Origin of the sequence: Streptomyces sp. AP-93 (assembly GCF_022808175.1) — a bacterium.
GTDB lineage: Bacteria > Actinomycetota > Actinomycetes > Streptomycetales > Streptomycetaceae > Streptomyces.
Window position 1 is genome coordinate 22,758 of record NZ_JALGBX010000018.1, and the last position, 25,617, is coordinate 48,374.

At 72.8% G+C, this 25,617-nt stretch carries 21 protein-coding genes and 1 pseudogene; 10 read left to right on the forward strand and 12 right to left on the reverse strand.

The window, feature by feature from the left end; all coding sequences use genetic code 11:
- Positions 1–201 precede the first annotated feature (201 nt).
- Entirely contained in the window at positions 202–1,431 is a 1,230-nt protein-coding gene (locus MTF69_RS26970) for a transposase (RefSeq protein ID WP_243338670.1), read from the forward strand.
- A gap of 68 nt (positions 1,432–1,499) precedes the next feature.
- Positions 1,500–1,970, forward strand: a complete 471-nt coding sequence (locus tag MTF69_RS26975) for a GNAT family N-acetyltransferase (protein ID WP_243338672.1) — start codon at positions 1,500–1,502, stop codon at positions 1,968–1,970.
- 35 nt (positions 1,971–2,005) lie between these two features.
- Here the strand turns inward: MTF69_RS26975 and MTF69_RS26980 are convergent, their stop codons facing one another.
- Entirely contained in the window at positions 2,006–3,256 is a 1,251-nt protein-coding gene (locus MTF69_RS26980) for a M14 family zinc carboxypeptidase (protein ID WP_243338673.1), read from the reverse strand.
- A gap of 399 nt (positions 3,257–3,655) precedes the next feature.
- The gene (treY, locus tag MTF69_RS26985; RefSeq protein ID WP_243338674.1) at positions 3,656–5,983 is read right to left on the reverse strand and encodes a malto-oligosyltrehalose synthase; all 2,328 of its coding nucleotides are present in this window, start codon (positions 5,981–5,983) and stop codon (positions 3,656–3,658) included.
- An 82-nt stretch (positions 5,984–6,065) separates the two neighbouring features.
- Here treY and MTF69_RS26990 point away from each other — a divergent pair, with 82 nt between their 5' ends.
- A complete protein-coding gene (locus MTF69_RS26990) occupies positions 6,066–7,349 on the forward strand; it encodes an MFS transporter (RefSeq protein ID WP_243338675.1) in 1,284 nt (427 codons plus the stop codon).
- A gap of 9 nt (positions 7,350–7,358) precedes the next feature.
- Here the strand turns inward: MTF69_RS26990 and glgX are convergent, their stop codons facing one another.
- Positions 7,359–9,473, reverse strand: coding sequence for a glycogen debranching protein GlgX (glgX, locus tag MTF69_RS26995; protein WP_243338676.1), 2,115 nt, complete (start codon positions 9,471–9,473; stop codon positions 7,359–7,361).
- Positions 9,474–9,812: 339 nt separating this feature from the next.
- Between glgX and MTF69_RS27000 the strand changes: the two genes are divergently transcribed.
- On the forward strand, positions 9,813–11,084 hold the full coding sequence (locus MTF69_RS27000; RefSeq protein WP_243338683.1) for an SAV2148 family HEPN domain-containing protein: 1,272 nt from the start codon (positions 9,813–9,815) through the stop codon (positions 11,082–11,084).
- A 91-nt stretch (positions 11,085–11,175) separates the two neighbouring features.
- On the forward strand, positions 11,176–11,919 hold the full coding sequence (locus tag MTF69_RS27005; protein WP_243338685.1) for an exonuclease domain-containing protein: 744 nt from the start codon (positions 11,176–11,178) through the stop codon (positions 11,917–11,919).
- A gap of 17 nt (positions 11,920–11,936) precedes the next feature.
- Here the strand turns inward: MTF69_RS27005 and MTF69_RS27010 are convergent, their stop codons facing one another.
- Entirely contained in the window at positions 11,937–12,494 is a 558-nt protein-coding gene (locus MTF69_RS27010) for a TetR/AcrR family transcriptional regulator (protein ID WP_243338687.1), read from the reverse strand.
- A gap of 95 nt (positions 12,495–12,589) precedes the next feature.
- Between MTF69_RS27010 and MTF69_RS27015 the strand changes: the two genes are divergently transcribed.
- The gene (locus MTF69_RS27015; protein ID WP_243338688.1) at positions 12,590–13,180 is read left to right on the forward strand and encodes a DUF2867 domain-containing protein; all 591 of its coding nucleotides are present in this window, start codon (positions 12,590–12,592) and stop codon (positions 13,178–13,180) included.
- Between the two features lie 16 nt (positions 13,181–13,196).
- Here MTF69_RS27015 and MTF69_RS27020 read toward each other — a convergent pair whose 3' ends face one another.
- Complete coding sequence (locus MTF69_RS27020) at positions 13,197–13,841, reverse strand: hypothetical protein (protein WP_243338690.1); 645 nt, start codon at positions 13,839–13,841, stop codon at positions 13,197–13,199.
- A 23-nt stretch (positions 13,842–13,864) separates the two neighbouring features.
- On the reverse strand, positions 13,865–14,743 hold the full coding sequence (locus MTF69_RS27025) for a phosphotransferase enzyme family protein (protein ID WP_243338692.1): 879 nt from the start codon (positions 14,741–14,743) through the stop codon (positions 13,865–13,867).
- Positions 14,744–14,882: 139 nt separating this feature from the next.
- Here MTF69_RS27025 and mgt point away from each other — a divergent pair.
- Positions 14,883–16,153, forward strand: a pseudogene (gene mgt, locus MTF69_RS27030) (macrolide-inactivating glycosyltransferase).
- Positions 16,154–16,155: 2 nt separating this feature from the next.
- Here the strand turns inward: mgt and MTF69_RS27035 are convergent.
- Positions 16,156–17,652, reverse strand: a complete 1,497-nt coding sequence (locus tag MTF69_RS27035; protein ID WP_243338695.1) for an IMP dehydrogenase — start codon at positions 17,650–17,652, stop codon at positions 16,156–16,158.
- A gap of 246 nt (positions 17,653–17,898) precedes the next feature.
- Here MTF69_RS27035 and MTF69_RS27040 point away from each other — a divergent pair, with 246 nt between their 5' ends.
- Both MTF69_RS27040 and MTF69_RS27045 read left to right on the forward strand, forming a co-directional pair.
- On the forward strand, positions 17,899–18,471 hold the full coding sequence (locus MTF69_RS27040) for a DUF1697 domain-containing protein (RefSeq protein ID WP_243338698.1): 573 nt from the start codon (positions 17,899–17,901) through the stop codon (positions 18,469–18,471).
- Between the two features lie 3 nt (positions 18,472–18,474).
- Positions 18,475–19,662 (forward strand): hypothetical protein, encoded by a 1,188-nt coding sequence (locus tag MTF69_RS27045; protein WP_243338700.1) that lies wholly within the window; start codon positions 18,475–18,477, stop codon positions 19,660–19,662.
- 7 nt (positions 19,663–19,669) lie between these two features.
- On the opposite strand, the gene MTF69_RS27050 is transcribed toward MTF69_RS27045, so the two are convergent.
- Positions 19,670–20,527, reverse strand: a complete 858-nt coding sequence (locus tag MTF69_RS27050) for an aldo/keto reductase (RefSeq protein ID WP_243338702.1) — start codon at positions 20,525–20,527, stop codon at positions 19,670–19,672.
- Between the two features lie 45 nt (positions 20,528–20,572).
- Here MTF69_RS27050 and MTF69_RS27055 point away from each other — a divergent pair, with 45 nt between their 5' ends.
- Entirely contained in the window at positions 20,573–21,577 is a 1,005-nt protein-coding gene (locus MTF69_RS27055) for a ketopantoate reductase family protein (RefSeq protein ID WP_243338703.1), read from the forward strand.
- A 278-nt stretch (positions 21,578–21,855) separates the two neighbouring features.
- Here the strand turns inward: MTF69_RS27055 and MTF69_RS27060 are convergent, their stop codons facing one another.
- The 4 genes from MTF69_RS27060 to MTF69_RS27075 all read right to left on the reverse strand — a co-directional run bounded on the left by MTF69_RS27060 (position 21,856) and on the right by MTF69_RS27075 (position 25,525).
- Entirely contained in the window at positions 21,856–22,638 is a 783-nt protein-coding gene (locus MTF69_RS27060; protein WP_243338708.1) for a sirohydrochlorin chelatase, read from the reverse strand.
- Between the two features lie 5 nt (positions 22,639–22,643).
- The gene (locus tag MTF69_RS27065) at positions 22,644–23,546 is read right to left on the reverse strand and encodes an ABC transporter permease (RefSeq protein ID WP_243338709.1); all 903 of its coding nucleotides are present in this window, start codon (positions 23,544–23,546) and stop codon (positions 22,644–22,646) included.
- Positions 23,533–24,327 carry an ABC transporter ATP-binding protein gene (locus MTF69_RS27070; protein ID WP_243338711.1) on the reverse strand — a complete coding sequence of 265 codons (795 nt, stop codon included), beginning with the start codon at positions 24,325–24,327 and terminating at the stop codon, positions 23,533–23,535. Before MTF69_RS27070 ends, MTF69_RS27065 begins: the two co-directional genes overlap by 14 nt.
- A 64-nt stretch (positions 24,328–24,391) precedes the next feature.
- A complete protein-coding gene (locus MTF69_RS27075; protein WP_243338712.1) occupies positions 24,392–25,525 on the reverse strand; it encodes an aliphatic sulfonate ABC transporter substrate-binding protein in 1,134 nt (377 codons plus the stop codon).
- Between the last annotated feature and the right edge of the window lie 92 nt (positions 25,526–25,617).

Consider the following 25,617-nt stretch of genomic DNA (forward strand, 5'->3'; position numbering starts at 1 on the left):
GCAGGCCCGCCCCCGGGACCCGGTTGCCGGGGGGATCGGGCCGTGCGGAGCATGTCACCGGGTTTCTCCCCGGAGGCCCCGGCTTTCAGGCCGGGGAGCAATGGGTCCTTGGGGCGGAGGCGCGGAGCGCCGGAGTTCGGTTCGTATCTCGTCTGACCTGTGCTTTCGGTTGTTGTCAGTGGGCGGGGCTAGGTTGTTGGGATGGTGACGACACCGATCGTGGGGGATGCCGGGCATGCCCGGTGGACGTTCCGCGTCCGCGTGTCGTCCACCGCGCTCGCCACCCTGATGGCGGAGTGGGATCGATGCCGGTGGATCTGGAACGAGTGCTGCGCGAAGTCGAAGCAGACGCACCTGTGGAACAAGCGCCGGCCCGAGGGCGTGGACAAGCAGACGTGTGGTCCGGGGCAGCTCGACAAGATGCTGACCGAGGGCCGCAAGACGAACACCTGGCTCCGTGAGGGCTCCAGCGTTCCGCAGCAGCAGTTGATCCGGGATTTCGGGAAGTCCCGGGCCAAGGCGCAGAAGGATATTAAGGACCGGTTGCCGGTGCGGCAGCGGGCCGGTATGCCGAAGTGGAAGAAGAAGCGGGAAGCGCTGCCGTCTCTCAACTACACCCAGCGCGGATTCCGCTTGAAGGACGGCCGCCTGTACCTGGCGGGCGGGATCGCCCTGACGGTGGTGTGGTCGCGGAACCTTCCCGCCGGCCCGTCCAGCGTGCGCGTGTATCAGGACAGTCTCGGGCACTGGTACTGCTCGTTCGTCGTCCCGACCGAAGCCCAGCCGCTCCCGGAGACGGGTGCGGTGATCGGGATCGACTGGGGTGTGAGGGAGACGGCGACCACCACCAGCGACGACCACGACCTCCCGCACGCCGAGCACGGCAAGAAGGCGGCTGCTGGGCTCGCCCGCTGTCAGCGGATGATGGCGCGCCGTAAGCCGGCGAAGGGCAAGCCCGGCTCGAAGAGGTACCAGGCGGCGAAGAAGCTGACGGCGAAGCTGCACAAGAAGGTCGCCCGTCAGCGCCAGGACACCGGCCGCAAGTGGGCCAAGTCCGTCGTCCGCGACCATGATGCTCTGGCGGTGGAGGACTTCCGTCCGAAGTTCCTTGCCAAGTCCACCATGGCCAAGAAGGCCGCCGACGCGGCGATCGGAGCCACCAAGACGGCCCTGGTCGAGATGGGCCGAAAGCACGGACGGACCGTGTACCTGGTACACCCCGCGCACACCACCATGGACTGCGCGCAGTGCGGAGCGAGAACCAAGCACGCACTACCTCTCTCAGAACGAACCTACGCCTGCACCGCGTGCGGAGCCGTGTCCCCCAGGGACAAGAACTCCGCCCGCGTGATGCTGGTCCGGGCTGGTCTCAACCCGGCTGGTGCTGATCGTGGAAGACCAGGTGGGGCGCTGCCCCGCCTGGCAGCGTGAGCTAGAAATCCCCGATCAGCCCTGGAGGGTGAGGAATCCCCTCCCTTCAGGGAGGGGAGGATTCAATCATGGAACACACGTCTGCCGCCCCCGTCGTACGGCCCGCGCGCCCCGAGGACCTGCCCCGCCTGGTCGAGCTCATGCGCGAGCACATGGTGTACGAGAGGTCCGCGCCCCGCCCGGCCCCCCTCGCCGACCGGCTCGGCGCGCAGCTGTTCGCCGACGGGGCCCGGCTGTGGGTGCTGCTGGCCGAGACCCCGCGGGGCGAGGTCGCCGGGTACGCCGCCTGCTCGGCCGAGTTCTCCTTCTGGGAGGCCCGCCACTATCTCCACATGGACTGCCTCTACCTGGCCGAGGAGGCCCGCGGACACGGCCTCGGCGCCGCCCTGATGGACGGGGTGGCCGCGCTCGCGCGCGAGCTGGGCCTCGGCCACGTCGAGTGGCAGACGCCCGACTGGAACGAGGGCGCGATCCGCTTCTACGACCGGCTCGGGGTCACCGGCAAGCCGAAGCTCCGGTACGCCCTGCCGGTGGAGTAGCCCGCGCCGGTTGCCCCCCCGCTGACGGCCGCCGCCTACCGGCCCGCCGCCACGAGCCGGTCGTAGGCCGCCAGGACGACCCGCGACTGGTGCTCCACCTGCGTGGCCACCGGGACCCAGCGCGCCTGGAAGCGGTCCGCGAACTCCTCGCACCAGCCCGTCACGAGCCGGTCCACGGCCGGCGCCGCCGGCTGCCCCTGGGCGCGCAGCACCCGGAGCAGCATCGCCGCGGCGCGCAGCGAGAGCCGCCGTCCGAAGGCGTCGATGCTCCCGATGTACGCCGCCGTCGCCTCGGCGGGAGCCCCGGGGCCCGTCCACTCGGCGGTGATCCGGGGGATCAGCGCGAGCGTCCAGTCCACGGCGCGCAGCAGGGCCGCGGCGGCCGGGTCCGTACCGTCGGCCGCGCCTCCCCTCAGGGCCGCCACCTGCGCGGCGTCGGCGGTGAGCCGGCCGGCCAGGATGCGCAGGGCGGCGCGGGGGTCGGGGTGCGGGGCCGGGTCGTCGACCAGGTCCGAGGCCCACATGGGGACTTCGACGATCGCGGTGGTGCCGGCGTGGCGGTGGGCGTGGTACCAGGTGCTGAGCCGGGTGTCCTCGGGGTGGAACGGCCCGTCGTCCGTGGTCCCGGGCTCGGGCATCACGAAGATCCCCGCCCCCGGCGAGGGCCATCCCGAGGCGTCGGAGGCGCTGGTCTCGACCGGAATGCGCAGCTCGGCGGCCGATTTGCCGAAGGGCTCCGCGAGGCCGGGTATGTCCCGGGTCAGCTGCACCCAGGAGCCGCCGAGATCGGTGCCGTGCAGGGAGACCTGGAGGGCGGGCCGGAGCTCGTCGATGAGCCGGGTCAGGGCGAGGGTCTCGGGCGGCAGACGGTCCGGGGGCAGTAAAGACGGCGCCCACTCGGGCTGTTCGGGGCCGGGCGGCCGGAAGAAGTTCCGGTGGTAGTCGAGCAGGGAGTACGGGCGGGGAGTGCGGTGCAGGGCCGCGCCGTCGGGGTCGGCGCAGAGCAGGAAGTGCCAGGCCGCTCCTGCGGGGGGTACGCGGATCAGGTGGCGGGCGAGCGCGAGGGCGGTGGCCCCGCCGACGGGCTCGTTGGCGTGGGCGCCGGCGACGACGAGCACGGCGTGGGTGGCGTCGGCCCCGACGGAGAGCAGCCACAGGGGTTCCCCGGCCCGGGACGCGCCGATCTGGCGGAGCCGGGCGAGGGCGGGGTGTTCATCGGCCAGGGCGCGGGCGGCCAGGGCCAGTTCGTGAGGGGTGGGGTAGCACATGTCACGGATGAGGGTCACAAGTGATCCCATTCCCGCCGCGAGCCTGCCCTAGCCGTCTTAGCCCGGCCCGGGCGCCGCCCGGCGCCGGCGGCCCGCGCTGCGCCGGGAACCGCCGTGCCGTCGCATACTGTGCCGCTGCCGCTGCCGCTGCCGCTGCCGCTGCCGCTGCCGCTGCCGCTGCGCGGAGCCGTCCCCTACCCGCCCTTCCCCCGTTCCCCGGGCTCCGCCCGGACCCGCGCCTCAAACGCCGGCGAGGCTGGATGCGGCCGGACGGGCTGGAAATCCAGCCCGTCCGGCGTTTGAGGACCGGGGTCTGGGGCGGAGCCCCAGGAAACGGCGAAAGGGCGGGGCGGGGAGTAGCTCCGCGCAGCGGCCTGCCGTGCCGCCGCCGCGGCGGCGGAAGCCCGCCCCGGGGAGTCATGCCCGCTCCGGGGCCTCCCGGAGGAGGACGGCTACCGGGGTGGCGGCGCCGAGGAGTTGCGCGAGCGGCAGCTCGCCTGTGTACGAGGCTGCGGGCGCGGCCCCGAGGAGCGGCAGGTGCCGCCAGCGCCCCGGCGGGAGGGGCAGGGCCGTGTCCCGCCAGCCGCCCGCCCCGGCCAGTCCGTGCGACAGGCGGGTGGCCACCGCCACCAGCCCGGCCGAGCGGGCGAAGGCCACGCAGTGCTCCGCCGCCGGGCCCCGGGCGAGCAGCGGCGCGTAGCCGGCGAACAGCCCGGGCCGGCTCCGCCGCAGCCGCAGCAGGGCGGCGGTGAGGGCGAGCTTCTCCTCGGCCGTGCCGGACGGCGCGGCCCCCGCGTCCAGTCGGGCCAGGGCCTCCCGGGGGAAGCGGGCGGGCCGCCGGTTGTCCGGGTCGACCAAGGCCCGGTACTCCGTCTCGGCGCCCTGGTACACCTCCGGGACCCCGGGCATGGCCAGGTGCAGCAGTGCCGCGCCGAGCAGGTTGGCGCGGGCCGCGGCGGCCAGGGGCCCGGACGGCTCGAGTGCGTCTCGCGGGACGTACTCCGGGACCGTGGCCTCGTACGCGGGGTTCCTCTCGGTCCACATGGTGTGCAGGGCGGCTTCGCGCACGCCCTTCAACAGGGCCTGCCAGAGGCGGTCGCGGCGCACCATGGCGTTGCCGCCGCCCCCGAGTCCGAACGCCGTCTGCCAGGCGACCCAGGCGAGTTGGGGATCGGCCCCGGTGGGCTCCGGTACGGAATCCGGGTCCTGTGACAGCGCCGAGATCCGTGCCCGGACGTCCGCGCTGCGCTTCGTGTCGTGCGTGGTCAGCACGGTCCCGGCGCGGGGCCACAGCCGCGCCTGCTCGGCGCAGTACGCGTGGAACTGCGCCACCGTGACCGCCGGAGCCCCCGGATCCCCGCCCACCTCCGTGGCCGACAGCAGCGGGGCGTACCGGTAGAACGCCCTGTCCTCGAGGGACTTGGCGCGCAGGGCCGCCGAGGTCTGGGCGAAGCGGGCCGCGAAGGCCGGGTCCCGCAGCAGCAGGTCGCGTACGCCGGCCACCGGGCCCGCGCCGGCCCGCGCGGCGGCCCGCTCCAGGGCCTCGGGCGCGAGCAGCCGATCGCCGGGGTAGGGCCGGTAGACGGGATAGGCGATGAGCAACTCGCGTACGGCCGAGGCCAGTTCCGGCCCCGCCAGTCGCTCCAGGGTGGCGAGCTCGGCGGCCAGGTCCCGTGTCAGGACCTCCCGGGCGCCCGCCGCGGCCGTCACCTCCCAGTGGGGCTGCCCGGTCGCCCCGCGGAACCGGGCGTCGAGCCGCGCGGCCCCGGCCGGGTCGGTCAGCACCCCGTCCACCCGGTACAGCGCGTCGTACCCGGTGGTCCCGGCCACCGGCCAGGCGGGAGCCAGCCGCTCCTCGCGGGCGAGGATCTTCTCGACCACCACCCAGCAGTCCGCGCCGACGGCGTCCCGCAGCCGGCGCAGGTACCCCTCGGGGTCCGCCAGGCCGTCCACGTGGTCGATCCGCAGTCCCTCGGCGACCCCCTCCCGGACCAGTTCCAGTACCTTGGCGTGGGTGACGGCGAAGACTTCCGGGTCCTCGACGCGGACCCCGATCAGCTCCGAAATGGTGAAGAAGCGGCGGTAGTTGAGGCCGGTTCGGGCCTCCCGCCAGTGCGCGGGCCGGTACCACTGGGCGGCGAGCAGCGCCGCCGGCTCCAGCCCGGCCGTGCCCTCGCGGAGGGGGAACTCCAGCTTCCCGATCCGCAGCACGGCCCCGCCGGGACTCTCCCCGACCTCGATGGATCCCGGATCCAGCGGCTCCGCGAGCACGGGCAGCAGCAGCTGCCCCCCGCCCGCCTCCCAGTCGATGTCGAACCAGCGCGCGTACGGCGAGCCGGGACCCTCCCGGGCCACCTCCCACAAGGGCCGGTTGAGGCCGAGCGGCGCCGGCAGCGCCATGTGGTTCGGCACGATGTCGAGCACCAGTGCGAGCCCGTGCGCCCGCGCCTCGGCGGCCAGGGCCCGCAGCCCCTCCTCCCCGCCCAGCTCCACCCGGACCCGGGTGTGGTCGGTGACGTCGTACCCGTGGGCCGAACCGGGCACCGCCTCCAGCACGGGGGACAGGTGCAGGTGCGACACTCCGAGCGAGGCGAGGTACGGTACGACGGCCCGCGCGTGGCCGAAGGTGAACTCGGGGCACAGCTGGAGGCGGTAGGTCGACGCCGGGGCGACGGCCGGTGGTACATCGGTTTCCGGGCGGTTGAACTCAGGACTCGTGCGACCGGTGCGCGGGGGCAGGCTCATGAGAACGTACGTACCCAGGATGCGGGATTCCGTGCCATTACCCAATGCATCCGGGTGACTGCGCCGGGTTAACGTTGCTCAAGTGTTTGGAACCGTCAACACCTATCGAAAAGTAATTGCCCTGACCGGGCCCCTACTCCCGCTCATTTCCTTCCTCGCCCGACTGCCCGTCGCGATGTCGCAGTTCGGCAGCGTCCTCCTGGTCGCCGAGACCAGTGGCTCCCTCGCCACCGCGGGCATAGTCGGTGGCACCCTCTCCGCCGGACAGGTCGTCTTCGGACCCGTCCTGGGCCGGCTCGCCGACCGCCACGGGCAGCGTACCGTCGTCCTGACGGCCGCCGCCGTCAACGCGGTGGCGACCGCCGCCCTGGTGGCCGGGGCGCTCGCCGAGCTCGCCACCGTCCCGCTCGCCGCGATCGGCTTCGTCACCGGGGCCTCCGTCCCGCTGATCGGACCGCTCGCCCGTACCCGCTCCGTGGCCCTGGCGCACCGCGCCAAGTCCGACGAGAGCGTCGTGGGCGCCATCCACTCCCTCGAAGGCACCCTGGACGAGGTCTCCTTCGTCTTCGGGCCCGCCCTCGTGGGTCTGGCCACGCTCGCCCTGCACCCGGCCATCGCCCTCGGTGGCGCGGCCGCCCTCGTCGCCGTCTTCGGCACCCTCTACGCGCTGCACCCGACCGCCGCCGTCACGGCCGGAGTGCCCGCCGGAGTCCGCCGGGAGAAGGAGCGCTCCCGGGTCCGCCCGCCGCGCGTGGTCATCGCGGTGCGGGGCTCCCTCGCCCTCCAGGGCGCCATGTTCGGTGCCTGCCAGGCCGGAATCGCCGCCCTTACCGCACAGTTGGGCGTCCCCGGCCAGGCCGGCATCGTGTACGCGGCCATGGGCGTCGTCAGTGCCGCCGTCGGGCTCTCGCTCGGCGCGCTGCCCGCCCGCTTCGGACTGCGGCTGCGCTGGCGGGTGGCCACGGCCGCCGCGCTCGTGCTCTCCGTACCGCTGCTCTTCACGGACACCCTGTGGCCGCTGTACGTGGTCGTCACCGTGCTCGGAGCCGCCTACGCACCGCACCTGATCACCGCCTTCGCGCTCACCGAGCGGGCGGTGGAGCCGTCCCGGCTCGCCGAGTCGATGGCCTTCGCCGCCAGCTCGCTCGTCGCCGGCCAGGCCGCCGCGCTCGCCGTCTCCGGGCGGCTCGCCGAGTGGTACGGACCCTGGGCCGCCTTCGCGGTGGCCGTGGGCGCGGCCGCCCTGTGCCTGGTCCTGGCCCTCGTCACCAAGGTGCCGGCGGCCCGTACGCACGCCCCGGTGGCCTCCGGCGCGGCCGCCCGTCCGGACGCCGTCCTGGAAGGCGCCGCCTACGCCGGGCGCTGAAGCGGCCGCCTACGCCGGGCGCTGAAGCACCACCAGACACCGTCCCGTCAGTGTCACCCGGTCCCCGGCCGCATACTGCGGCCCGGTACCGGGTGCCAGGACCTCCGGCCGCGCCGTGTCCACGACCAGGCGCCACTGCGCTCCGTGCCCGGCCGGGACGGTGAAGTCCTGTGCCTCGGCGCCCGCGTTGAACATCAGCAGGAACGAGTCGTCGGTGATCCGCTCCCCGCGGGTGCCGGGCTCCGAGATGGCCTCCCCGTTCAGGAACACCGCCAGCGCCCGCGCGTGCTGGGCCTGCCAGTCGCGGGCCCGCATCTCCTCGCCGTGCGGGGTGAACCAGGCGATGTCCGAGAGCTCGTCGTGCGTCCCCTCCACCGGCCGGCCGTGGAAGAACCGGCGCCGCCGGAACACCGGGTGCTCCCGCCGCAGCCACACCATCCGCCGGGTGAACTCCAGCAGCGCGGGCGCCGGTTTGCCGGGCTCCGGCCAGGTCACCCACGACAGCTCGTTGTCCTGGCAGTAGGCGTTGTTGTTGCCGCCCTGGGTGCGGGCGAACTCGTCGCCGTGGCTGATCATCGGCACGCCCTGCGAAAGCATCAGCGTGGCGATGAAGTTGCGCATCTGGCGCTCGCGCAGCTCCCCGGTCTCCGGATCCTCCGTCGGCCCCTCCACCCCGCAGTTCCAGGAGCGGTTGTGGGTCTCGCCGTCCCGATTGCCCTCACGGTTGGCCTCGTTGTGCTTCTCGTTGTACGAGACAAGGTCGTTCAGGGTGAAACCGTCGTGGCAGGTGGTGAAGTTGATCGAGGCCAGCGGCCGCCGGCCGTCGTCCTGGTAGAGGTCCGAGGAGCCCGTCAGCCGGCCCGCGAACTCCGCCAGCGTGCGCGGCTGACCGCGCCACAAGTCCCGTACGGTGTCCCGGTACTTTCCGTTCCACTCGGTCCACAGCGGCGGGAAGTTGCCCACCTGGTAGCCGCCCTCGCCCAGGTCCCACGGCTCCGCGATCAGCTTGACCTGGCTGACCACCGGATCCTGCTGGACCAGGTCGAAGAACGAGGACAGCCGGTCCACCTCGTGGAACTGGCGGGCCAGCGTGGCCGCGAGGTCGAAGCGGAAGCCGTCCACGTGCATCTCGGTGACCCAGTAGCGCAGCGAGTCCATGATCAGCTGGAGCACGTGCGGGGAGCGCATCAGCAGCGAGTTCCCGGTGCCCGTGGTGTCCATGTAGTGCCGGGGGTCGTCCGCCAGCCGGTAGTACGAGGCGTTGTCCAGGCCCCGGAAGGACAGCGTCGGGCCCAGGTGGTTGCCCTCGGCGGTGTGGTTGTAGACCACGTCGAGGATCACCTCGATGCCGGCCTCGTGCAGGGCCCGGACGGCCGACTTGAACTCCAGCACCTGCTGGCCGCGGTCGCCCGAGGCGTAGCCGTTGTGCGGGGCGAAGAAGCCGATGGTGTTGTAGCCCCAGTAGTTGCTGAGCCCGTCGTCGACGAGGCGGTGGTCGTTGACGAACTGGTGGACCGGCATCAGCTCCAGCGCCGTCACCCCCAGCTTGGTCAGGTGCCCGATGACCGCCGGGTGCGCCAGGGCCCCGTACGTGCCGCGCAGCTCCTCGGGGAGGTCCGGGTGACGCATGGTCAGGCCCTTCACGTGGGCCTCGTAGAGCACGGTGTGGTGGTATTCGTGGCGCGGCGGCCGGTCGTTGGCCCAGTCGAAGTACGGGTTGACCACGACCGAACTCATGCTCTTGGGCGCGGAGTCCAGATCGTTGCGGGAGTCGGGCCGGCCGAAGTGGTAGCCGTACACCTCCTCGCCCCAGTCGACGCTCCCCGCGACGGCCCGCGCGTACGGGTCCAGGAGCAGCTTCGCCGCGTTGCAGCGCCGGCCGCGCTCGGGCTCGTAGGGGCCGTGCACCCGGAATCCGTAGCGCTGGCCGGGCATGATGCCCGGCAGGTAGGCGTGCCGGACGAACGCGTCGGTCTCGCGCAGTTCGATCGCGGTCTCCGAACCGTCGTCGTGCAGCAGGCACAGCTCGATGCGTCGGGCGGCCTCCGAATAGACCGCGAAATTGGTGCCGGCGCCGTCATACGTGGCGCCGAGCGGATACGCCTGTCCCGGCCAGACCTGCATAGAAACGACTCTTCCCCTCTGTCCCTCTGGTGTCCCTCTGCGTAGGGCTGATCCGGCGTGGACCACGTCACTGGCAGATCTTCCCCGAAAGAGGGCTTCCACGCGGGGACTTGGGAGGGTGCTACCGGGTGACCCGGAGAGCTGGTAAGAGGGTTGCCGGACCATGGGGAGATCGGATCGTCGGCAGAGCGGATAATGGGCCAACGGGCGGGCCGGGTACGGACCGTGAGCCCGCGCCGGGCCGCAGGGCCGCGCATCGGGCTGCAGGGTGCCGCACGCGCGGAGTACCCTTCCGTGATCACTGGAGACGGGCGTCCAGACGCAGGAGGCGGTGCACGGGTGAGCTCGGGAGGTCTGGAGCTGCCCCCTGGTGACGGTGGTCACGAGGGCGGCCCGGCGGACGCCGCGGGCGGTGCGGCCGGCGGGATCCCCGCCGGGGCCGTGTCGCTGGCCCCGCCGGAGGCCGGTGGGACCGGGAAGGCGCAGGCGGGAGCCGGTGCCGAACTGGACTGGGGCGCCGACGCCTGGAGCGAGGTCCGGACCCGGGCCCAGCGCGCCGGCCGTGCGTACATCTGGCTGAACCTGATCGAGCAGCGGCTGCGGTCCGTGGTCGGGGCGGTCCTGCGGCCGGTCTACGAGCCGGTGCACGGCGGGGACGACTGGGTGGTGGCGGCCGCGGGTCCCGCCGGCCAGGAGTGGGTGCAGCGCGCGGTCGCCGTACGCGAGGTCAGCCGGCGCAAGGGCTACCTGCTGGACTCCGCCGACGACAACGTGCTGAGCTTCCTCACCCTGCCGCAGCTGCGCGAGCTGATGGTCCAGCACTGGCCCTGCTTCGAGCCGTACTTCGACGACCGGCGCGAGATCGAGCAGGCGCTGGACGAGCTGGAGGTCACCCGCAACGTCGTCTCGCGCAACCGGGCCCTGTCGCGGGCGGTCCTGGAACAGGCCGAGCGGGCGTCGGCGCGGCTGCTGGAGGTACTGGGCGGCGGCGCGGGCTCGCCGGCGGCGGACCGGCTGCCCATCGACGCCGTCGAGGACCTGGTCGGCGACCGGTACGCGGACGTCATCTCCGTCCACCCGGACCGGGTGCGGCTGCAGCGCCAGCTCCCGGCCGAGGACCTCTTCGGCGGCGCGCGGCGGCTCGACGCCATCGGCATCGGGCTCAACCTGCTGGTCCAGAACTTCTCGGGCCGAAGACTCGTACGGCTCGCGGAGGCCGGCTGCCGGGTGCGGCTGCTGTTCCTGAACCCGGCGAGCAGCGCGGTCAAGCGGCGCGAACGGGAGCTCGGCCTGCGCAAGGGCGAGCTGAGCCGCTCGGTGGAGATGAACATCCTGCACGTGCGACGGGTCCGGGCGGGCCTGCGCGACCCCTCGCGCTTCGAGATCCACGTCTTCGACGAGACCCCGCGCTTCACCGCGTACCTGGTGGAGGGCGATTCCTCGGGCATCGCGGTGGTCCAGTCGTACCTGCGCCGGGCCCGGGGCATGGAGGCACCGGTCCTGGTCCTGCGGGGCGGCGGGCGGGCCGCACGGGATGCGGAGCACGGACTGTTCCCGACGTACCGCGAGGAATTCGAGTCGATCTGGCAGGACTCCCGCCCCGTGTCGTGAGCGGGGGCGGCCGCCCCGGCTCCAGGGCTGTCAGTGGCCCGTGGCAGGCTGAAAGCCGTTGACGTAAAGGGACGGGTACGGGGGGCACGTGATGGGGGACTGGGCGGGGGACTGGATGGGGGACTGGCACGGCGGGCCGATGGTGGCCTTCGATCTGGAGACCACGGGGACCGACATCGAGTCCGACCGGATCGTGACGGCGGCCGTCGTCGCGGTCGGGCCGGACGGGCAGGTGGCGCGGGAGCGGACGTGGCTGGTCGATCCGGGCGTGCCCATCCCGGAGCAGGCCTCGGCCATCCACGGCATCTCCACGGACCACGCCCGCTCGCGGGGGATGGCGGCGGCCGCGGCGATCGAGGAGATCACCCGGACGCTCGTGGAAGCGCTGAGCTCGGGGACCCCGCTGGTGGTGATGAACGCGCGGTACGACCTGACCCTGCTGGACCGCGAGTGCCGCCGCCACGGGATCCGTCCGCTCGGCGAGCGCTGGCCGGTGAATTCCGCGCCGCCCGTCATCGACCCGCTGGTGCTGGACAAGCACGCGGACCGGTACCGCAAGGGCAGGCGTACCCTCCAGGCCCTCTGCGAGCACTACGGCGTGACCCTGGAAGCGGCGCACGACGCGGGCGCGGACGCTCTGGCGGCGGCCCGCGCCGCGCGGCGGATGGGAGCCGTGCACGCGGCGATAGGGACGGTCGCCCTGGCGGACCTGCACGAGCTCCAGATCCGCGCGGCGGCCGAGCAGGCGGCCTCGCTGCAGAGCTACCTGCGGCGGACCTCGGACCCCGAGGCGATAGTCGAGCGGGCCTGGCCCGTCGTGCCGTACCGGATCTGACGCACGAGGGCGGGGCCCTACCGCAGCAGCCAGTCGCGGGTCAGCTCCATGACCTCGGCGCGGCTGCGGCCGCCGTGGTCGGCGGCGATGAAGTGGTCGCCGATCCGCATGGAGTAGAGGATCATGCAGCGGACCTCGACCTCGTCCCCGTCGGGGCAGAACGCGCCGAACAGCGAACGCAGGTAGTCCATGCGGCGGTTGTCCACGCGCCGCAGCCGCTCCGCGACGGACTCGTCGCGCCGGGCCCAGTCGCGGATCGCGAGCTCGGCCGCCACGCCCTGCGCCGGCCCGTCGGCGACCGAGACGATCGCGAACAGCCGCTTCAGCCTGGCCCTGGCGTCTCCGCCTGCGCCCTCGACCTGTTCGATCACGGCCTCGGCGGCCTCGCGCTCCCAGGTGTCGAGCATCTCGGCGAGCAGCGTGTCGCGATTGCCGAAGTACCCGTAGAAGCCGCCCTTCGTGACGCCGAGCGACTGTGCGAGCGACTCGATCCGGACCGCCTCGGGGCCCCCGGCGGCGAGCGCCCGCAGGCCCTCTTCGATCCAGCTGCGCCGCGGCGTGCGGGTCGCGCCCACGATGTCTCTCCGTCCTGCACGAGCCTGATCTATACGGTGCCGTATAGATCGGCTAACCTTCTTCTATACGGCATCGTATAGATAGGGGCTTGCTCATGAGACTCCCCAGAACCGCGCACACCGACCGCCCCTGGCGGATCCACGAGATCGCCGGCGACTTCCACGTCGAGGACGTGTGGGAGCTGCCGACGCCCGGCGGCCCGGACGACCTCGAACGGCTCGTGCGCCAGTTCGCGAGCGGCGCAGACCCCGTCCCCTCCTTCCTGGGCCGCGCGCTCTTTGAGATCCGCTGGAAGCTCGGGGCCCTGTTCGGCTGGGACAAGCCCGCCGACGGCATCGGGGGCCGGGTGGCGACGCTGCGCGACCGGCTGCCGGCGGACCTGCGCGAGGGTCCCCGCGGGCCCGACCTCGGCTCGGTTCCGTTCAGCTCCCTGTACCAGACGCACGACGAGTGGGCGGCGGAGACGGCCAACCGGACCGTGCACGGTGTGATGCACATCAGCTGGGTCCCGGACGGAAACGGCGGCTACCGCGGTCAGATGGCCGTCCTGGTCAAGCCCAACGGCCTGCTCGGCGCCGTCTACATGGTGGGCATCAAGCCCTTCCGGTACCTGGGGGTGTATCCGGCGCTGATCCGCGGCATCGGCCGCGAATGGCAGGCCCGTTCGGTCTCCGGCGCGGTCTGATCCGGGGGAGAGGCCCTCATGGGGTCGGCCACCGGTCGCGGTAGACGATGTGGATCCCGCTGCCGGCGCCGATGGTGTTGTCGTAGTGGCCCAGCGTCGCGCAGTAGTGCCGGTGGTCGGGGTGGGCGTAGACGTAGCCGGAGCCCTGGTGGGCGACGTCGGCGAAGAGCCATGCGGTGTCGGCGAAGAGTTTGGCGCTCCCCGTCATGAACAGCGTCCCGGCGTTGACGTGCTGGTGGAACCGGTCCCGGTTCTCCCGGTGACGCCGCTCCGGCCAGGGGTCGACCCCCGGGGCGCAGGAGGTCGGTCCGGGAAGGTCCGCGGTCTGCGGCCGGCCCGGGCCCAGCCGGGCCCGCAGCTCCTTCCAGCGCGAGGGGGCGAACTGGAGCGAGTGGTGCAGGAGGACCAGGTCGAGGCCGGGCTGCCCGGTGTCGGGGTCGGTGCGCCGCAGCGGTACGTGGACCAGTGAGCGGGGGGACGTGGCCGCGAGCGACCACAGCGCGGCGACGAGCTGCGCGGCCTGCTGGTCGACCTGGGCGTCCGTGTACCAGCCGCCGGCGCCGGCGGACAGGAACGCACGCGCCGGCGGCCGGGCCGGGCGGATCACCTTGAACTCGGACGGGCCGAGCCGGGCCCAGTGGATGGAGAGGGGCAGTTTCATATGGGGGAAGTGATACGCCACCCCTAGAACGGGTGCCAGCGGATTTCCGGGTCGCCCTCGCGCAGGGAGGCCACCCGGCGGCGGAACTCGGCCAGGGCCTTCGGGTTGGCCGGGGCGTGCTGGGAGACCCAGGCGCAGCTGGCCGTCTCGCGGGCGCCGCGCAGGACCGCGCAGCCCTCCCAGTCGCGCACGTCCCAGCCGTACGCCGCCGTGAACTCCTCGTACGACGCGCCGGGCAGTCCGTACCGGTCGCGGGAGAGGGCCATCACCACCAGGTCGTGCTCGCGCAGGTCGGCGGAGACCGTCTCGAGGTCGACGAGCACCGGCCCGTCCGGGCCCACGTGGACGTTGCGGGGCAGTGCGTCGCCGTGGATCGGGCCCGGCGCGAGGTGCGGGGTGAGGCCGGCGACCTGGGCGGCGTACCCGTCGCGGCGGGCCCGCAAGTACGCCGCGTCCGCCGGATCGACGGCCCCGCCCGCGAGCCGCAGCCAGCGCTCGACCCCGCCCAGCAGATCGCGCGGGGGCAGTGCGAAGGGGGGCGCGGGCAGGGCGTGGATCTGCCGCAGCAGCGCCGCGAGGTCGCCCGGGCCGGCCGGGCGGACCGCGTCGGGGAGCCGGTGCCACAAGGTCACCGGGTGCCCGTCGACCAGCCGGGGCTCCGGCTCGGCCGCGCGGACCGCGGGGACCCCGCACTCGGCGAGCCAGGCCGCCACCGCGAGCTCCAGCTCGGCGCGCGGCAGCAGCGCCGCCTCCCGGCCGACCTTGGCGACGAGGCCGTCGCCGAGCGCGAAGACGGCGTTCTCCCCGAGGGCCAGCAGCCGGGGCCCGGACGCCCCGGTGCCCGCCCCCGCCGGTGCCAGGCCCGCCGCCGTCAGGGCGTCCCGGGCGCGTGCCTCGTCCATGCCGTTCTCCGCAGTCCGTCCGTTTCCCCGGGTGCCCCGGGCGGCACCGGGGCGTACCCGGGTACTCATGACCGGACAAGTTTCGCATCCGGCCCGTCCCGCCCGTCCTCGAGAATTCTCCCCAGTTCTCCCCTACAGGTTGCACGAGACGTCTCGTCTCGTTATCTTTTCCTCATGACCACGACACCGAAGCCCGCCCACATCGCCATGTTCTCCATCGCCGCCGCCGGCCACGTGAACCCGAGCATCGAAGTGATCCGCGAACTGGTCGCCCGTGGCCACCGCGTCAGCTACGCCATCCCCGCCGCGTACGCCGACAAGATCGCCGAGACCGGCGCCACCCCGGTGATCTGGAACTCCGCCCTCCCCACCGACGAGGACCCCGACGCGTGGGGCACCGAGCTCATCGACAACATCGAGCCCTTCCTCGCCGACGCCGTCCAGGCCCTGCCTCAGCTGGCGGCCGCCTTCGAGGGCGACGAGCCCGACCTCGTCCTCCACGACATCACCGCCTACCCCGCGAGGGTCCTCGCCCACCGCTGGGACGTCCCCGCCGTCTCCCTCTCCCCGACCCTGGTCGCCTGGACCGGCTACGAGGAGGAGGTCGGCGAGCCGATGACCGCCGAACTGCGGGCGTCCGAGCGCGGGAAGGCGTACTACGACCGCTTCCGCGCCTGGCTCGACGAGAACGGCATCGACGAGGACAGCGACCGCTTCGTCGGCCGCCCCCGCCGCAGCGTCGTACTCATCCCGCGCGCCCTCCAGCCCCACGCCGACCGGGTCGACGAGGCCGTGTACACCTTCGTCGGCGCCTGCCAGGGCGACCGCAGCGCCACCCAGGGCACCTGGACGCGCCCCGCGGCCGCCGAGGGGAAGAAGGTCCTCCTGGTCTCCTTCGGGTCCACCTTCACCAAGCAGCCGGCCTTCTACCGGGCCTGCCTGGAGGCCTTCGGCGACCTGCCCGACTGGCACGTGGTGCTCCAGATCGGCAAGTTCACCGACGAGGCCGAGCTCGGAGCGGTCCCCGCCAACGTCGAAGTCCACCGCTGGGTTCCCCAGTTGGACATCCTGCGCCAGGCCGACGCCTTCATCACCCACGCGGGCACGGGCGGCTGCCAGGAGGGGCTGGCCACCGGCACCCCGATGGTCGCGGTCCCGCAGGCCGTCGACCAGTTCGGCAACGCCGACATGCTGGCCGCCCTCGGTGTCGCCCGGCACGTCCCGATGGCCGAGGCCGACGCCGCGACCCTGCGCGAAGCCGTCCTCGCCCTGGTCGCCGACCCGGAGGTGGCCGCCCGCGCGGACCGGATCCGCCGCGAGATGGCGACGGAAGGCGGCACGCGGCAGGCGGCCGACCTGATCGAGGCCGAACTGTCCGGGGCCGAACTGTCCGGGGCGCGGACGGCGTGAGCTCAGGCGAGCGTCGCCGGGGTGTCCCGCAGGGTGACGTTGGCGTGGCTCTCCTGGAAGCTCTGGTCGGAGACCAGGGTCAGCCGGGCGGTGGACTGGAATTCCGCGAGCGTGGCCGAGCCGCAGGACACCATCGTGGTCTTGAGTTTGGCGATGGTCAGGGCGAGCCCTTCGCCGAGGTCGCCGGCGTAGGGGACGTAGCCGTCCACGCCTTCCTCGAAGATCAGGCCCTGGCCGCCCTGGCCGTAGCGCTGCCAGTTGCGGGCGCGGTGCGAGCCTTCGCCCCAGTACTCCTTCACGAAGCCGTCCCGGGTGGGGAGCTTGGCGCCGGCGGCCTGGTCGAATCGGGCGAAGTAGCGTCCCATCATCACGAAGTCGGCTCCCATCGCCAGCGCCAGGGCCACGTGGTAGTCGTGCACCAGTCCGCCGTCGGAGCAGATCGGCACGTACTCGCCGGTGCGGTCGCGGAAGGCGTCGCGGGCGGCGGCGACGTCCAGCACGGCGCTGGCCTGGCCGCGGCCGATGCCCTTCTGGTCGCGGGTGATGCAGATGGAACCGCCGCCCACGCCCACCTTGACGAAGTCCGCGCCGGCCTCGGCGAGGAAGGTGAACGCTTCGCCGTCGACCACGTTTCCGCCGCCCGTCGGGATCTCCGGGTAGTGCTTCTTCACCCAGGCCAGGGCCTGCGCCTGCCAGTCGCTGTAGCCGTCGGAGGAGTCGAAGCACAGGGCGTCCGCGCCCGCCTCCAGCAGGGCGGGGACACGCTCCTGGTAATCGTGGGTGTTGATGCCCGCCCCCACGCGCAGGCGTTTGGCGCTGTCCACGGCCTGGTTGGGGAAGCGCTTGTTGTCCGCGTAGTCGGACCGGAACACCAGGTGCTGCAGACGGCCCTCGGCGTCCAGCACCGGGAGGCAGTCCAGCCGCTGGTCCCACAGCCGTGCGTTGGCCTCGGAGAGCGTGGTGTCGGCTCCGGCGTGGGGCAGGTCGGCGAGGGCGGTCATCCGGCCGCTCACCGGTCCGTCGAGGTCGTGGCGCTGGGGGTGGAAGTCGCGCGAGGTCACCAGGCCGAGCAGGCGGCCGACGGGGGTGCCGTCGTGGGTGACCGCGGCGGTGCTGTGACCAGTGCACCGCATGACGGCGACCAGGTGGCTCAGGCTGTCGTCCGGGCGGACGTTGGTGTCGCTCGTGACGAAGCCGGCCTTGAAGTTCTTCACCTGGCGGACGGCTGCGGCCTGGTCCTGGACCGACTGGTTGTGGTGCAGGAAGCTCAGTCCGCCGCTGCGCGCGAGCGCGATCGCGAGTTCCGGTGTGCTCACCGCTTGCATGATCGCGGAGGTGAACGGAGAGCCGAGTTCGATCGCCGACCGCCGGCCCGCGAGGTGCCGGACCAGGGGCGTGGACAGGTCGACCGTGGCGGGCGAGCAGCCGGTCCGGGTTCGGTTGGGCAAGAGCAGGAACTCGTTGAACGTCCTCGAGACCTCGGCAATGAGCTGTGCCACGCATTCCTCCTGACCCGGCGGCCGGGTTCCGACTGCCCGGCCGTGAAGACCGCCCCGGGACGCGAGCGGGCAGGCGCCGCAGCGGCAGCGGTGGAGATGCCACACACTGCGGCAGAGCCCTGACCAGCCCGTGTCCCACCGGTTGCGGTCGTGACCTGGCACCCTACCGACTGCCCCTGCCATCAAACGAATTGGCTCCTCCTGCGCCACGCGCACTCCGCCCGTCCCGCGCCCTATCGTGCAGGCATGACCAAGACGACCAAGCCGGCCAAGGCGAAGTACGCGGCGCTGCTCCGGGGCATCAACGTCGGCGGCAACAAGAAGGTCCCGATGGCCGAGCTGCGCCAGGTCCTGGACGGCCTCGGCCACGAGGACGCGCAGACGTACCTCCAGAGCGGCAACGCCGTCTTCACCAGTACGACGGGCAAGGCCCCTGCCGCCCTCGCCCGCGACCTGGAGGCGGCCATCGAAGCCCACTTCGGCTTCCGGGTCCCCTGCCTGGTCCTCGACGGCGCCTACCTGCGCGCCGTCGCCGACGCCTGCCCCTTCCCGGCCGCCGACCTCGAAGGCAAGCAGCTGCACGCCACCTTCTGCTCCGAGCAGCCCGCCGAGTCCCGCTTCGCCTCGGTCGACGCCCCCGCCTACCTCCCGGAGGAGTACCGAGTGGGCGACCGCGTCATCTACCTCTACGCCCCGAACGGCCTCGGCCGCTCCAAACTCGGCGAGGCCCTCGCGAAGCCGGCGGTGGTCAAGGGCCTGGACGTGACCACCCGCAACTGGAACACGGTCGCCAAGCTGGTGGAGCTCACGCGAGACTGACGCATGGACTTCGCCGAACTCGCCGGCCTCACCTCCGAGGACGCCGAGCACCCGCCACCGGCACCGGTACCCGTGGACTGGCCGGCGGTGGAGGAGTGGCTCGGGCTGCCGCTCCCCGCCGACTACAAACGACTGGCCGAAGCCTGGGGGACGGCGCAGTTCGGCGGACGGCTCACGGTTCGGACCCCGTACCACCAGGCCGAGGACGGACAGGACAGGGACCGCTTCGACTACGGCGACTGGCTCCGGGAGACCCACCGCGAAGCCCGCATCGAAGCCCGGACCCTGGCGGAGCCGGCCCGCCCGGCCGTCCACCCGGCTCCCGGCGGGCTGCTGGCCTGGGGCACCGACCGGTCCGACACGCTGTTCTGGGACACCTCGGCCTCCCCGGACCCCGACCGGTGGACCGTGGTCGTCCTGCGCCCGCGCCAGTGCGACCGCTGCTCCGGCGACCGGTGGGAGGCTTACGACCTCACGCTCACCGAGTACCTGACGGAGGCCTGCACCCGCCCGCTGAACGCGTTGCCCGCCACCCTGGGGCGCCGCTGGGACGCGGAACACCCCCTGCCCTGGACCCCGCCCCCGCACACCGCTCCACGACTGACCGGCGAGCGACGGGACTTCGCCCTGGACTCCGGCACCGGACTGGCCGCCCTGACGGTGCTCACGCCGCCCCCGCGGACCCCGTACCTCGGCGACGGCACCTGGGAGCGGCTCTTCGGGGAACTCGGCACCCGCCTCCCCACCGAGTACGTGACCCTCATGGACCGGTACGGCGCCGGCTGCTGGGGCGACTGGCTGCGCTTCCACACCCCGCTGCGCGGCGACGGCGGATTCCGCCGCCACGCGGAGCAGGACGCCGAGGCCTACCGGGGAGCCAGGGGCAGTTGGCGGGCGCGGGACCCGTACCCGCTCTGGCCGGAGCACGGCTCCCTGCTCACCTTCGCGACCTCGCTCGACAACGACAAGCTCGGCTGGCTCACCGAGGGTCCCGACCCCGAAGCCTGGCCGCTCGTCGTCTGGCCCCGGCACGCCCCACAGGGGCCGGTCCTGCCGTACGGGCTCGTGGACACCCTGCTCGCCTGGCGGCGCGGCCGGTTCGGGACGGAGGGGCTCCTCGGGCTCGACCAGGACGACGACCCCGTCGCGTACGCGCTCTTCGAGCCCTGGGACGCCACCGCCCACTGGTGAGAGCGGCTCAGTCCGCCAGCCCGTTCAGCAGGGTCATCTCGTGCGGGGTCAGGTGGACCGTCGACGCGTCCAGGTTCTCCGCCAGGTGGTCCGGGGAACCCGTCCCGGGCGTGGGGCACAGCACCGGGGAGTGCTGGAGGAGCCAGGCCAGGGCGATCTGGCCGGTGGACGCGCCGTGTTCGGCGGCGACCGCCGTCAGTGCGGCGGCGCTCTCCCGGGTCAGGGCTCCGCTGCCCAGCGGGTAGTAGGGGAGGAAGGCGATGCCGCGCTCCTCGCACAGCGCGAGGAGCTCCGCCGAGGAGCGGTCCAGGAGGTTGTACGGGTTCTGGACCGAGGCCACCGGGACCAGGGACAGGGCCTCCCTGAGCTGGTCCGCCGTCACCGTGTTCAGCCCGATGTGGCGGATCTTGCCCTCCGCCCGGAGCTCGGCCAGCGTGCCCAGCTGCTCCGCCGGCGGGACGGCCGGGTCGAAGCGGTGCAGCTGGTAGAGGTCGATCCGGTCCAGGCGGAGCCTGCGCAGGCTCGCCTCGCACATGGCGCGCAGGTCCTCCGGGCGGCCCGCCGCGTGCCACTGGCCGGGGCCGGTGCGCACCACCCCGCCCTTGGTGGAGACCACCAGCCGCTCCCCGTACGGGTGGAGGGCCTCGGCGACCAGTTCCTCGGCCAGGTGGGGGCCGTAGTTGTCGGCGGTGTCGATCAGGGTGACCCCGCGTGCGACGGCGGTGCGCAGCAGCGCGACCGATGCGGGGCGGGCGGCGCGCGGGCCCCAGTAGCCGGCGCCGACCAGGCCGCCGGTGCCGAGTCCGAGGCGGCGTACGGGCAGGTCCCCACCGAGGGCGAACGTCTCATCCACGTCAACAGACATGGCCCGACCGTATCCCGGGCCCGCCGATGTGCCAGGCTCGTGGGCATGCGTTACATCATCATCGGCGCCGGAGCGATCGGCGCGACCATCGGCGGACGTCTCGCGGAGTCCGGCAGTGAGGTCGTCCTCGTCGCGCGCGGCCCTCATGCGGAGGCCCTGCGGGCCGACGGGCTGCGGCTCACCACGGCGGACGGGGAGCGGGTCCACCGGCTGCCCGTCGTCACGGGGCCGGCCGAGCTGGGTGAACTGCGCCCCGGCGACGTGCTGTTGCTGACCGTGAAGACCCAGGACGCGCTCGCCGCGCTCGACGCGTGGGCCGACGCGGAGGTCGCGGGCGGCGGTACGGCCGCGCAGCGGCTGCCGGTGCTGTGCGCGCAGAACGGCGTGGAGAGCGAACGCCTCGCCCTGCGCCGCTTCGCGCGCGTGTACGGGGTCTGCGTATGGCTGCCGGCGACCTTCCTGGAGCCGGGGGCGGTCTCCGCGCTCTGCGCGCCGCTGACCGGGATCCTGCACCTGGGGAAGGCCGCCGGGGGCGCCGACGGGCCCGTGCGGCGGATCGCGGCCGACCTGGAGAAGGCCGGGTTCGGGGCGCCGGTCGTCGAGGACGTGATGCGGTGGAAGTACGCGAAGCTGCTGGGCAATCTGGGCAACGCGATCCAGGCGACGACCGGCCCCGAGCCGGAGCCCGCGAAGGCGGCGCTGCTGCTGCGGGCCGTACGGGAGGCGAAGGCCGCCTTCGGCGCCGCGGGGGTCGACTGGGCTTCGGACGCGGAGCAGTCGGCGGCGCGCGACGGCAAGGTCGAGGCGCCGGCCGGGGTGGTGCGGGGCGGGTCGTCCTGGCAGAGCCTGGCGCGGGGGACGGGGTCGGTGGAGGCGGACTATCTCAACGGGGAGGTCGTGCTGTTGGGGCGGCTGCACGGGGTGGCCACGCCGGTCAACGACACGCTGCGGCACGCGGCGAACATCTTCGCGCGGGAGGGCTTGCCGCCCGGTGCGATGTCCGTCGAGGACCTGACGGCCCTGGCCGACGAGGCCGCGGCGCGGTCCTGAGCCGCTGCGCGGGGCGAAGTCCCCGCAGCGACCCTTGCCGCTGCGCGGGGCGAAATCCCCTACCCGCCCTTCGCCCGTTCCCCGGGGCTGCGCCCCGGACCCCCTGGGGCTCCGCCCCAGACCCCGCGCCTCAAACGCCGGCGAGGCTGAATTTCGCCCCACAGCGGCAAATCCAGCCCGTCCGGCGTTTGAGGACCGGGTCCGGGCAGAGCCCGGGGAACGGGCGAAGGGCGGGTAGGGGACACCGCCCCGCGCAGCGGCAGACCGCAGTCGGCGGGTCAGGCCGCCAGGGCCGGGATGCGGGCCGGGGTCGCGGCGGCCGCGTCGTAGCGGCGCAGCAGCAGCCGGGCCAGTTCCGGGGAGGGGCCCAGGACGCCGGAGATCACGTCGGCGCCCGCGGCTTCGGCGCCCGCCGCGATGCGGTCGGGGAGCCGGCCGGGGGCGATGACGTAGGGGGCCACCGCGATCCGGCGGACGCCCTCTGCGCGCAGCGCCCGTACGGCGTCCTCCGTCCGGGGGAGAACAGCGGAGGCGAACGCAGGCCGCACGGCGCACCAACCGGTGTGCCGCCACTCCCGCGCGATTTCAGCGATCACTGCGATCGCCTCCGGGTCTGAGGAACCGGCGGACGCGAGCACCACACCGGTGGTGGCGCGGTCCGCCGGGGTGAGGCCGGCTTCCCACAGCCGGCGCTCCAGGGTCGCCAGCAGCAGCGGCGACGGGCCGAGCACATCCGCGATCCGGACCGAGAGGTCCGGCAGGTGGGACGTGGCTCCGGCGAGCACCGCCGGGATGTCGGACTTCGCGTGGAACGCCCGCGTCAGGAGGAGCGGGAGCGCCACGATCTCGCGTACGCCCGAGAGGTAGAGCGAGGCCACCGCCTGGTCGACGGTCGGGGTGTCGAAGTCCAGGAACGCGGTCTCCACGCGCAGCCCCGGCCGCAGCGCCCGTACCCGCCGGGTGAGGGCGTGCACGGTCGCCGCGTGCCGCGGGTCGCGGCTGCCGTGGGCGATGACCAGCAGGGCGGGAGCCTGCGTCGAGTGCGTGACGTGCGCCGGCACGGTGATCAGCTCTTGACCAGCAGGCCGCGGGTGCGCAGCACCCACCGCTCGACCGGGCTGAAGATCAGCAGGTCGATCGCGATGCCGACGACCAGGATCAGGATGATCGCGAGGAACACGCCCGGCAGGTCGATGTTGTTGCGGCCGTTCTCGAGGAGCTGGCCGAGGCCCAGGCCCAGGTCGGGGGAGCTGGCGATGATCTCGGCGGCCATCAGGGAGCGCCAGGAGAAGGCCCAGCCCTGCTTGAGGCCGGCCAGGTACCCGGGCAGCGCGGCCGGCATGACCACGTGCCAGGCGCCGCGCAGGCCGGTGGCGCCCAGGGTGCGGCCGGCCCGCAGGAACAGCGGCGGGATCTGGTCGATGCCGGAGACGAGGCCGTTGGCGATCGACGGGACGGCGCCGAGCAGGATGACGGTGTACATCATCGCGTCGTTGAGCCCGAACCAGAGCACCGCCGGGGGCACCCAGGCGACCGAGGGCAGCGACTGCAGCCCCTGCAGGATCGGGCCGATCGCGGCGCGGACGAACTTCACCCGGGCGACGAGCAGACCGAGCGGGGTGCCGATGGCCAGGGCCAGCAGGAAGCCGAGCAGACCGCGCGAAACGCTGGTCCAGATGACCTCGAGCAGGGTGCCCTTCATCCACATGTCGGACAGGCTGTCCCAGACGGAGGACAGGGCGGGGAGCTTGGTCTCGTCGGTGATCTTCGCGGCGACGAGGATCTGCCAGACGAGGAGGACCAGGCCGACGGCGATGACCGGCGGCAGGACCTTCTTGACGAGGACTTCGCGGACCGGGGTGCGGTGGGTCTGGACGGCGTCGAGCGCGTCGAGGCCCGCCTCCAGTCCGGCGAGGTCCTCGGCCTTGGCCTTGGACTGGGCCTCGGGAGTGGTGTCAGTGCTGGCCATGGCGGCGGATCTCCCCACGCAGGTGTTCGGTGATTTCGAGGGACAGTTCCGCGACGTCCGCGTCCTCGATGCGGCGCGGCTGCGGGATGCCCACGGTCCACTCCTTCGCGACCCGGCCGGGGCGCGAGGACAGCAGGACCACACGCTGCGCGAGCCGTACGGCCTCGCGGACGTTGTGCGTGACGAACAGGACGGACAGGTTCGTCTCTTCCCAGATGCGGGTGAGCTCGCCGTGCAGCACGTCGCGGGTGATGGCGTCGAGCGCCGCGAAGGGCTCGTCCATCAGCAGCAGCTGGCTGTCCTGGGCGAGCGCCCGGGCCAGGGCCACGCGCTGGCGCATGCCGCCGGACAGCTCGTGGACCCGCTTGCCGTACGAGCCGCCGAGGCGGACCAGCTCCAGCAGCCGCTCGGCCTCGGGCTTGCGGTCGGCCTTGGCCACCCCGCGCAGGCGCAGGGCGAGTTCGATGTTCTTGCCCGCGGTGAGCCACGGGAAGAGGGCGTGCTCCTGGAACATCAGGGCCGGACGGCCGCCGGGGGTCTCGATCGACCCCGCGGACGGCTTGTCCAGTCCGGCGACCAGGTTGAGGAGCGTGGACTTTCCACAGCCCGAGGCACCCAGGATGGTGACGAACTCTCCGGGAGCGACATCGAGGCTGATGTCGTCCAGGACGAGCTGCGATCCGGCCGGGCCGGAGAAGGACTTCGAAACGTGCTCGATCCGAGCGGCGTGCGTCTGCTCCGCTACGGTGCCCTCGGCAGCCTTGGCAAGCATGGTGGCCATGGTCGTCACCTCCTGGGATTCGGGACGGGTACTGAAGGGATTGCTGGACGGACTGCTGGACGGACTACTTGGTGGCGCCGAGACCGGCGTCGGAGACCTCGGGCTTGCCGGCCGCCTTGAGCACCTTGTTCAGGAGCGTCAGGTCGTAGATGCCGTTCAGGTCGGGCTTCTCGATGAGCTTGGCCTTGACCGCCCACTCCGACTGCGTCTTCAGCGTCGCCGCCAGCGGGTCGTCGGTGATCAGGATGCTCGGCCACGCCGGGTCGATGACCTTGGCGTCGAGCGGCTTGCCGCCCTCCGCCGCGAGCTTCGCGTTCGCGGAGGCCTTGGCCTTGTCCGGGTTGGCGTTGATCCACTCGTTGGTCTTCACCGTGCCCTTGAGCACGGCCTCGACGACGTCCGGGTGCTCCTTGAGGAACTTCTGCGACACGATGATGTTCGTGATCACGAACTTCTTGTCGGGCCACAGGGCCGTCTCGTCGAGGAGGACGGCGGCGCCGTCGGAGACGAGCTTGGAGGCCGTGGGCTCCGGCACCCAGGCGCCGTCGATCGAGCCCGACTTGAAGGCGTCCGGGGCGACCTTGTTGTCCGTGCGGACGACGGAGACGTCACCCTTGCCGGACTCCGGGTCGACCTTCCAGCCCTTCTCGGCGATCCAGTTGAGGAACGCGACGTCCTGCGTGTTCCCCTTCTGCGGGGTGGCGATCTTCTTGCCCTTGAGGTCGTCCAGGGTCTTGATCTTGTCCGGGTTCACGACCAGCTTGACGCCGCCGGATGCGGAGCCGGAGATGATCCGCAGGTTGTTGCCCTTGGACTTCACGTAGGCGTTGATCGACGGCGAGGGGCCGATGAAGCCGATGTCGAGAGAGCCGCCGTTGAGGGCTTCGATCTCGGACGGGCCGGCGTTGAAGGACTGCGGCTTGATCGCGGTGGCGCCGAGCTCCTTGGCGATCAGGCCTTCCTGGAGACCGACCAGCGCGGTGGCGTGCGTCAGGTTCGGGAAGTAGCCGATGCGGACCTCGGAGGCCGACAGCTTCTTGCCGGCGTCGGCGGCGACGTTCTCCTTCGCGGGAGCGTCGTCCTTCGTGGCCTCGGAGCCGTAGCCGCACGAGGCGAGCGCGCCGATCAGGAGCGGGAGGGCGGCAGCGGCGACGATGCTGCGGCGCAGGGTCTTAGCGGAGGTACCGATGGCAGGCACGGGAGGGCTTCCTCTCGTAGCGTCGTGTCACGACGCACGTCTTCGTTTGCTGAGCGAGGGCAGGTACGGCTCGTGGGGGGTGTGGGCGCGCA